This is a genomic window from Microbacterium sp. C23T, from assembly GCF_053345975.1.
This window is the reverse complement of the sequence record NZ_JBKFBD010000001.1, coordinates 213,876-221,909: the sequence shown is the minus strand read 5'-3', so window position 1 is coordinate 221,909 and position 8,034 is coordinate 213,876. Positions and strand designations below refer to the sequence as shown.

Below are 8,034 nucleotides of genomic sequence, written 5' to 3'. Positions count from 1 at the left end.
GCCGCGGGGCCGCGGGGGGGGCCGCGCCCCGCCGCCCGAGTCGCGGCGGCCGAAGTTGGCGCGCTCGGCGGACGAGGCGCCCGCGACCAGACGCACCCCGGCGCGGCCGCGGCTGGCGAAGTCGAGCGTCTGGATGCCGGTGGCGACATGGAACGGCTCGGGGTGCGCGGTCGTGACGGTCGGCACCAGGCCGATCCGGCGCGTCAGCGGCGCGACGTACGACGCGATGAGCACGGCGTCGAGGCGGCCGCGAACGCGGTCGCGGCGGAGTCCCTCGGCGGGCTCGAAGCGGTCGGGGAGCGCGAGGGCGTCCTCGATCGTGGCGAGGGCGATGCCGGCGTCGTCCGCCGCGCGCAGCAGGTCGCGCCAGTAACGCGCCGACGTCAGCTCGTGCGGGCGGGCCGTCGCCTCGCGCCACGCGGCGGGGTGCCAGCCGGCCCGTTCGAGGGCGATGGCGAGGTGAACCTGATCGGTCACGGGAACCCGTCCTTTCTTCGCACGAGGCGATCCGCTCTTCACGATTCCCGCGGGGTCGTGCGTGCGTCCAACCCCGGTCGTCACGGGAGGACTCGCGGCGCCAGAAGGCGTAACGAAGCATCCGGATAGGATGGGGTGTAACCGTCCGATAACGGGGGAGTAGCCCATGCCAGGCATCGTGATCGTCGGAGTCCAGTGGGGAGACGAGGGCAAGGGCAAGGCCACCGATCTCCTGGGTGAGCGCACCGACTGGGTGGTCAAGTTCAACGGCGGCAACAACGCCGGCCACACGGTCGTGATCGGCGACGAGAAGTACGCGCTGCACCTGCTGCCGTCCGGCATCCTGTCTCCCGGCGTGAACGCCGTGATCGGCAACGGTGTGGTCATCGACCTCGAGGTGCTCTTCTACGAGCTGGAGGCGCTCCACGCCCGCGGTCTCGACACCTCGCGCCTGCGCGTGAGTGCGAACGCGCACATCATCACGCAGTACCACCGCACGCTCGACAAGGTCACCGAGCGCTTCCTCGGCAAGCGCCAGATCGGCACCACCGGTCGCGGCATCGGGCCGGCCTACGCCGACAAGATCAACCGCGTCGGCATCCGCGTGCAGGACCTCTTCGACGAGAACATCCTGCGTCAGAAGGTCGAGGGCGCCCTCGACCAGAAGAACCACCTGCTGGTCAAGATCTTCAACCGCCGCGCGATCACCGCCGATGAGATCGTCGACGACCTGCTGTCGTACGCCGAGCGCCTGCGCCCGATGGTGGCCGACACGTCGCTCCTCCTGAACGACGCCCTCGACGCGGGCGACGTGGTCGTCTTCGAGGGCGGCCAGGCGACGATGCTCGACGTCGACCACGGCACCTACCCGTTCGTCACGTCGTCGTCGGCGACCGCCGGTGGCGCCGCGACCGGCGCGGGCGTCGGACCCAACCGCCTCGACCGCATCGTCGGCATCGTGAAGGCGTACACGACGCGCGTCGGTTCGGGACCGTTCCCGACCGAGCTGTTCGACGAGAACGGCGACTTCCTGCGCTCGCGCGGCTTCGAGTTAGGCACCACGACGGGCCGTCCGCGCCGCGTCGGCTGGTACGACGCGCCGATCACGCGCTACGCGACCCGCATCAACGGCATCACCGACCTCGTGCTGACCAAGCTCGACATCCTCACCGGCCTCGACCAGATCCCGGTCTGCGTCGCATATGACGTCGAGGGCGAGCGGTTCGACGAGGTCCCCGTGAACCAGTCCGATTTCCACCACGCGAAGCCGATCCTCGAGTACTTCCCCGGCTGGAAGCAGGACATCTCGGGCGCCCGCACCTTCGACGAGCTGCCGCGCGAGGCCCAGGAGTACGTCCTCGCGCTCGAGGCGATGAGCGGCACGCGCATCTCGGTCATCGGCGTGGGCGCTGCCCGCGACGCCGTCATCGTGCGCCACGACCTCGTCGACTGACGTGAGGTTCTGGCTGGGCGGGTACACCGCCGACATGGGCGGCAGCGCGTCCGGATTCGGGATGCTGCTCGCCGGCGCCGCCGACGACGCCTCCGCGGGCGGCGCGCTGGCGTTCGCCGGCGAGGTCGCGACGATCGACTCGCCGTCGTGGCTGGCGGCGCACCCCGGCTCGTTGACGGTCGCGCCGGGGGACGTCGTCTACGCCGCGCTCGAAGCACGGCAGCAGGTGCAGGCGTTCCGTCGTACCGGCGAGACGACGTTCGTGCCGCTCGGTGCTCCCGTCGCCGCCGGTGAGGCGGTGTGCCACGTGGCGGTGTCGCCAGACGGTCGCTTCCTCATCGCGAGCTGCTGGGGCGATGGGCGCGTCGTCCGCATGAACCTGGATGCCTCGGGCCGTCCCTCGTCGCCGGCGATCGCTCCGGCGGCGACCGACCCGTACGGACCCGACGGCGCGGCGGAACGGGCCGGCGACATCGACCTCGCTGCGGCCGCCCGTGCGCTGCGCGAGGCCGCCGGCGATGAGTACGCGCACCTCGTGCCCGACCACGACCGCGAAGAGGCCGAGCCGGCACCGGGCGCCGAGGACGCAGCATCCGAGGTCCGCCCCTCCCGTGCGCACCAGGCGGCCTTCCTGCCGGGCGGGCTGATCGCGACGACCGATCTCGGCTATGACGTCGTGCGGTTCTGGCGTGACGGCGCGAACGGGCTGCGCCAGGTGCAGCAGGTCGCGCTGCCGAAGGGCAGCGGGCCGCGGCACATGGTGTGGCACCCGAGCGGGCACCTCTACGTCGTGACCGAGTTCTCGTGCGAGCTGTTCGTGCTCGTGCCGGCGGTCGACGGCACGTGGAGCCTCGTGGGCGGCACGCCGCTGGGCGCCGGAACCCTCCCGGGCGACAGCGCCGCCGAGCTCGCCGCGTCGCGTGACGGAGAGTTCCTGTACGCCGGCGTGCGCGGCAGCAACACCCTCGCGACGCTCCGCGTGCGGGGCGCCGGCGAGTACGTCGAGCCGGTCGCCCTCGTCGACGCCGGCGTCGACTGGCCGCGGCACCACGTGGTGGTCCGCGACACCCTGCTCGTCGCCGGGCAGCTGTCGAACGAGGTCGCGTCGCTCACGCTCGACGTGCGCACGGGAGTTCCGGGACGCGTGCGGCACCGCGCCGAGGCCCCGTCGCCGACCTGCCTGCTCCCCGTCCGCTGATCCGGGCCGAGGTCGGCCGCGCCCCGTGGTCGCCTCGCCGCCTGTCGGCTCGCTCCTCAATTGAGGACGTGGGCCGAGATGAGGAGCGGGACGGCGGTTTCGGCGCGCATCTCGGCAATGCTCCTCAACTGAGGAACACCCTCCGACCTCAGGCGGCCTGCGGCACCGCCGCCGGGGCGAGCAGCTGCTCGACCACGTACTCGGCGTCGGGGCGCATGCCGACGAGGGTCGGCGACATCACGGAGTACTGGAACGGCAGGCCGACGAACGCGAGCCCGGGAACGGCGTCGACCATTCCGCGCCGGTGCGCGACCCCGTCGGGGCGCAGAACCCCGGGGATGTCGATCCAGCCGAAGTCCGGCGTCGAGCCGGTGCACCACACGATGTTCGCCACGTCGAGCGTCTCGCCCGATTCGAGCAGCGGCATCCCGTCACGCACCCCGGCTACGCGGGCGACCTGCGCGATCCCGGCCCTCTCGAGGTCGCGGGTCTTGTTGCGGACGAGGTTGACGCCGTGGCCGCGGTTCGCCGCCAGGAACGCACGCCCGCGCTCGGTGTCGATCGTCGTCGCACGAAGCCGCCGCAGGAACAGTCCCGACATGAGGTTGCCGATCGCGGTGTCGATGTCGGGCGGGATCTGTCCCGGGTGCCGCCCCGAGATCCTGGTCTCATGACCGGATGCTGCCGCCTCGAGCGCGATGTCGGTGCCCGAGTTCGCGGCGCCGACGACGAGCACCGATCCCGGCTCGAGGTCTTCGGGACCGCGGTAGTCGAGGGAGTGCAGCTGGTGGATCGCGGGGTCGAGCTCCCCGGCGAACGGCGGGACGAGCGGTACGTGATGAGCCCCGGTGGCCACGACCACGTGCGCGGCGACGATCTCGTCCCCGGTCGACAGGGCGACCCGCAACCTGCCGTCCGCGTCGAGCGCGAGCCGCTCGACGCGCGTCGACAGCCGCACGTGCGCACCGATCGCGGCGGCGCAGCGCTCGAGGTAGTCGCCGAACTCGACGCCGGTCGGGTATTCGAAGAATCCGATGTCGAGACGCATGCCGGGCAGCTCCGCCCAGCGCCGCGGCGTGAACAGCCGCAGCGAGCGATAGCGCTCCCGCCAGGTGTCGCCCACGCGATCAGCGGCCTCGATGATCTCGAAGTTCACGCCGCGGGCGGCGAGCAGACGTGCGGTGTGAAGACCGGCGACCCCCGCGCCGATGACCACGGTGTCGAGTGTTGTGGTGTCCATGATGACCTCCTGACCCTCACGGTAGGAGCGGGGTGGCCGGGCCGGCATCGGCAGAAATGACCAATTCCGCGGGCCGCAGCATCCGTCCGCCCCTCCGTCTGAGTCGTCGCGGATCCTCAGTTGAGGAGCGTTGCCGGAATGCGGAGCGACACGCCGGGCCCCGCTCCTCATCTCGGCGCAGATCCTCAATTGAGGACCGCGTCGGGGGCTCAGGTGGCGACGGCCAGCCCGTGCTCGAAGGCGTAGGCCGTCGCCGCCGACCGGCTCGGCACCCCGAGCTTCGCGAGGATGCTGCCGACGTGCCGCGCGACCGTGCGCTCGCTGAGGAACAGGTGCTCGGCGATGCGCCGGTTCGACCAACCGCGAGCGACGAGGGCGAGCACTTCCCGCTCCCGCCGGCTGAGTCCGGGATCGGATGCTGCGCCCCGCGCCGCGGCGACGCGCTCGAGGCGCGCGAGATCGGGGATCGCGCCGAGCCCTTCGAGCACCCCGCGTGCCGCGTCGAACTCGAGCTCGGCGCCCTCGGCATCGCCGATGTCGCGGATCGCGGCGCCGATCGAGATGCGTGTGAGGGCCGCGTCGTACGGTGCGTCCAGCCGCCGCCATGCCGCCCACGACGCGCGCAGGAGCGCCAGCGCCTCGGTGGCACGACCCTCCGCCAGCGCGACCTCGCCGTCGGCCCGCGACGACAGCGCCCGCAGGTAGCGGGTGTCGAACGTCGTCGCGCATGCCCGGAGTTCCTCGGCGGCGGCCGCCGCGTCGGCCACCCGTCCACGGTCGAGCGCCACGCGCACAGTCGCCGCCAGCAACTCCGCGCGTACCGCAGGTTCGTGCGATGCCGTCCGCGCGGCCTCGAGTCCTGCCCACGCGCCGCCGAGGTCTCCGGTGTCTCGGTGCAGCAGAGCGAGCCCGGGCTGCACCTCGCGGCCGAGGGAGGCGGCACGGCGCATCGCCTCGCGCGCGGGCCCCGCTCGCCCGGTGACCCGGTGCAGGTCCGCGGCACGGTACCAGGCGTTCGCGAGAGTCTCGCCGCGCTTCTCGGTCGCGCAGACCTCGTCGGCCGCGCTCGCCGCAGCCTGCCACTCGCCGCCCAGCTGCAGGACGCCCGCCCGATGCAGCGTGCACTCGCCGCGGAACGGCTCGAGCCCGCGCTGCGCGTCGCACCAGTCGCCGAGCTCCCGCGTCCATACGCGGGCGCGCTCGATGTCGCCGCGCCCGAGCAGGCTGGCGATCGCCGCGCAGTAGGCGGGTCCGGCCGCCCGGTCGCTCACCTGCCCGTCGGCGATCAGCAGCATCACGCGATCGATCTCGGCGAACGCCTCCTCCATCCTTCCCGTCGCCAGGAGCGCGCGGCCGAGCCCCATGGTCCCCAGGGTGACCGCATCGGCGTCGGCCGCAGCATCCGCTCTCTCGATCGCCGCGTGGAAGAGCGGGATGGATGCTGCGGCCTCGCCTCGTGCGAACGTCCCGACGGCGACGCACAGCGCGCGGGCGGCGTCGGTCGCGGGCGTGGCATCGGCGCGCCCGCACAGTTCGATGAGCCGGGCCATCCAGGCGCCGGCGCGCACCTCGTCGCCGTGCTCGCTCAGGGTGAAGCCGAGCCAGAACACGCACCGCACCGCCGCGGTGAGATCGCCGTCGTCGAGATAGCGCAGGTGCGCCCGCTCCCACGCCCTCACCGAGACGTCGTCGCGGCCGACGAACCACGCCGCCTGGCCGAGCTCGTCCAGCTCATCGCCGGCCAGTGCGGCCTCGCGTGCGGTGAGCTCCTCGTACCGGCCCGTCCAGTCCACGACGCCGGCCTCCCGGATCGCCATGCGCACAGTATGGGCGCGGCCCGAGGCGCCGACAAGCCCGCGGCCCACCTTCCGTGCGATCGCAACGAGACCGCACGACAGCACCGGCGCGCATCGCGCCTCGGCGCATTCGTGCGGTCTCGCGCCGACGGGGCGCTACTAGATCTTGGCGTCCTGCTTGGGGATGAAGACCTGCTTGATGATGAGGAGGATCGACGCCGTCACCGGGATCGCGACGAGCGCGCCGAGGAGGCCGAGCAGCGTGCCGCCGACCATCGCGCCGATCACGACGAGGGCGCCGGGCACCGAGATCGCCTTGTTCATCACCTTCGGGGTCAGGACGTACGCCTCGAGCTGCATGTAGATGAGGTAGATGATCGCGAAGATCAGTGCCGGCACCCAGCCGCCGGTGAAGAGCGCGATCGTCGTCGCCGTCAGCCAGTACAGGACAGAACCGATGAGCGGGATCAGCGTGATGAGGAAGGCGAGCACGCCCATCAGTGCCGGGAAGGGCAACCCCAGGAACAGGTGCAGCAGGAACGCGATGACAGAGTTGCAGAACGCCAGTACGACCATGCCCATGAGGTAGGCCCCGATCGAGTCGGTGATCTGGTCGGTCATGGCCGCGGCCTTCTTGCGGTTGCGTGCCGCGACGAAACGGTTGAACGCGACCTTCATCGCAGGCAAGCCCGCGAGGAAGTAGAGGCTCAGCACCAGCACGATGATCAGCCCCGAGATGGTCGTGCCCACGCTCACGGCGAAGTTCACGACACCGCCGCCGATCGCGGCGATGTTCGCGGGGTTCGTCAGGAACTTCTCCACCTGGTCGGTGATCTGGCCGACCTGCGAGCCGAACGTGTCGCTCAGCCAGCTGTAGAAGTCCGACTTCTGGAAGTTCGCGATGGTCGTCGGCAGGTCGGTGAAGAACGCGCTGATCTGCTTGATCAGGGTCGGAACGACGAGCAGCAGGATGCCGGTCAGCACCAGCGCGAACGCGGTGTACACGATCACGATCGCCCACGGCCGCGACACGTTGTGCCGCCCGAACCACCGGACGACGGGGTCGAGGCCGAGCGCCGCGAAGAGCGCGAACACGACGTAGATGATGATCGTCGAGAGGTTCCAGAACGCCAGGCCGAGCGCGATCGCCGCCAGTCCGCCCAGCGTGAGCACCAGGCCCAATCGGAACGGGCTGTTGAGGTTCGCCCAGAACGTCTTGCCCGCGGGCGCCTCGCCGGTGAACACCGGGGCGTCGTCGGGTGCGGTGTCGACGGCGGCGCCGTTGACGGACGTGGTCGTGGGGGTCTGGGCGTCCGTGCCCGCCGCAGCGTCGACGGACAGCGGTTCAGCAGCCTCGGCGGCGGTGGCACCGAGGGTGGGCGAGGCATCGGTCATGGGACACACTCTAGGACTGGGGGGTGCGCGCGACGAGGTGCGCGCGGCAACTTCATGCGGATCGCGTGAGTAGGCGTCATCCCGCCGGAGGCGTCCGGTCGCTCGGGTATCGTCGAGGGGCGAGAAGGAGCGCCATGACCGAAGACCCCACGACGACGCTGGCCCGGCTGCGCAGCAGTATCGACAACATCGACGCCGCCTTGGTGTATCTGCTCGCTGAGCGCTTCAAGGCGACCAAGCAGGTCGGCCATCTGAAGGCCGAGCACGGCATGCCCGCCTCCGACCCGGCCCGCGAGGAGCAGCAGACCGCGCGCCTGCGCAGCCTCGCCGAGCAGGCCGACCTCGACCCGGCCTTCGCCGAGAAGTGGTTCAACTTCGTGGTCGCCGAGGTCATCCGCCATCACACCGAGGCGGCCGACTCCCGCTGAGCTTCCGTTTCACGTGGAACATATGGATGCTGCCACCCGGCGTGATC

At 71.4% G+C, this 8,034-nt stretch carries 7 protein-coding genes; 3 read left to right on the top strand and 4 right to left on the bottom strand.

The window, feature by feature from the left end:
* Positions 1-477, bottom strand: a 477-nt coding sequence (locus ACLBXX_RS01040; RefSeq protein ID WP_447656448.1) for an LLM class flavin-dependent oxidoreductase, incomplete at its 3' end; no start/stop codon positions are given.
* Positions 478-643: 166 nt separating this feature from the next.
* On the opposite strand from ACLBXX_RS01040, the gene ACLBXX_RS01035 reads away from it, so the two are divergent.
* A complete protein-coding gene (locus ACLBXX_RS01035) occupies positions 644-1,930 on the top strand; it encodes an adenylosuccinate synthase (RefSeq protein ID WP_447656447.1) in 1,287 nt (428 codons plus the stop codon).
* A gap of 1 nt (position 1,931) precedes the next feature.
* Positions 1,932-3,128 carry a lactonase family protein gene (locus ACLBXX_RS01030; protein WP_447656446.1) on the top strand — a complete coding sequence of 399 codons (1,197 nt, stop codon included), beginning with the start codon at positions 1,932-1,934 and terminating at the stop codon, positions 3,126-3,128.
* Between the two features lie 148 nt (positions 3,129-3,276).
* On the opposite strand, the gene ACLBXX_RS01025 is transcribed toward ACLBXX_RS01030, so the two are convergent.
* The 3 genes from ACLBXX_RS01025 to ACLBXX_RS01015 all read right to left on the bottom strand — a co-directional run bounded on the left by ACLBXX_RS01025 (position 3,277) and on the right by ACLBXX_RS01015 (position 7,559).
* The gene (locus ACLBXX_RS01025) at positions 3,277-4,368 is read right to left on the bottom strand and encodes a flavin-containing monooxygenase (RefSeq protein WP_447656445.1); all 1,092 of its coding nucleotides are present in this window, start codon (positions 4,366-4,368) and stop codon (positions 3,277-3,279) included.
* Positions 4,369-4,577: 209 nt separating this feature from the next.
* On the bottom strand, positions 4,578-6,185 hold the full coding sequence (locus ACLBXX_RS01020) for a LuxR C-terminal-related transcriptional regulator (protein ID WP_447656444.1): 1,608 nt from the start codon (positions 6,183-6,185) through the stop codon (positions 4,578-4,580).
* Positions 6,186-6,323: 138 nt separating this feature from the next.
* Positions 6,324-7,559, bottom strand: coding sequence for an AI-2E family transporter (locus ACLBXX_RS01015; protein WP_447656443.1), 1,236 nt, complete (start codon positions 7,557-7,559; stop codon positions 6,324-6,326).
* A 134-nt stretch (positions 7,560-7,693) separates the two neighbouring features.
* Between ACLBXX_RS01015 and ACLBXX_RS01010 the strand changes: the two genes are divergently transcribed.
* Positions 7,694-7,987, top strand: coding sequence for a chorismate mutase (locus ACLBXX_RS01010; protein ID WP_045302127.1), 294 nt, complete (start codon positions 7,694-7,696; stop codon positions 7,985-7,987).
* Positions 7,988-8,034: the final 47 nt, after the last annotated feature.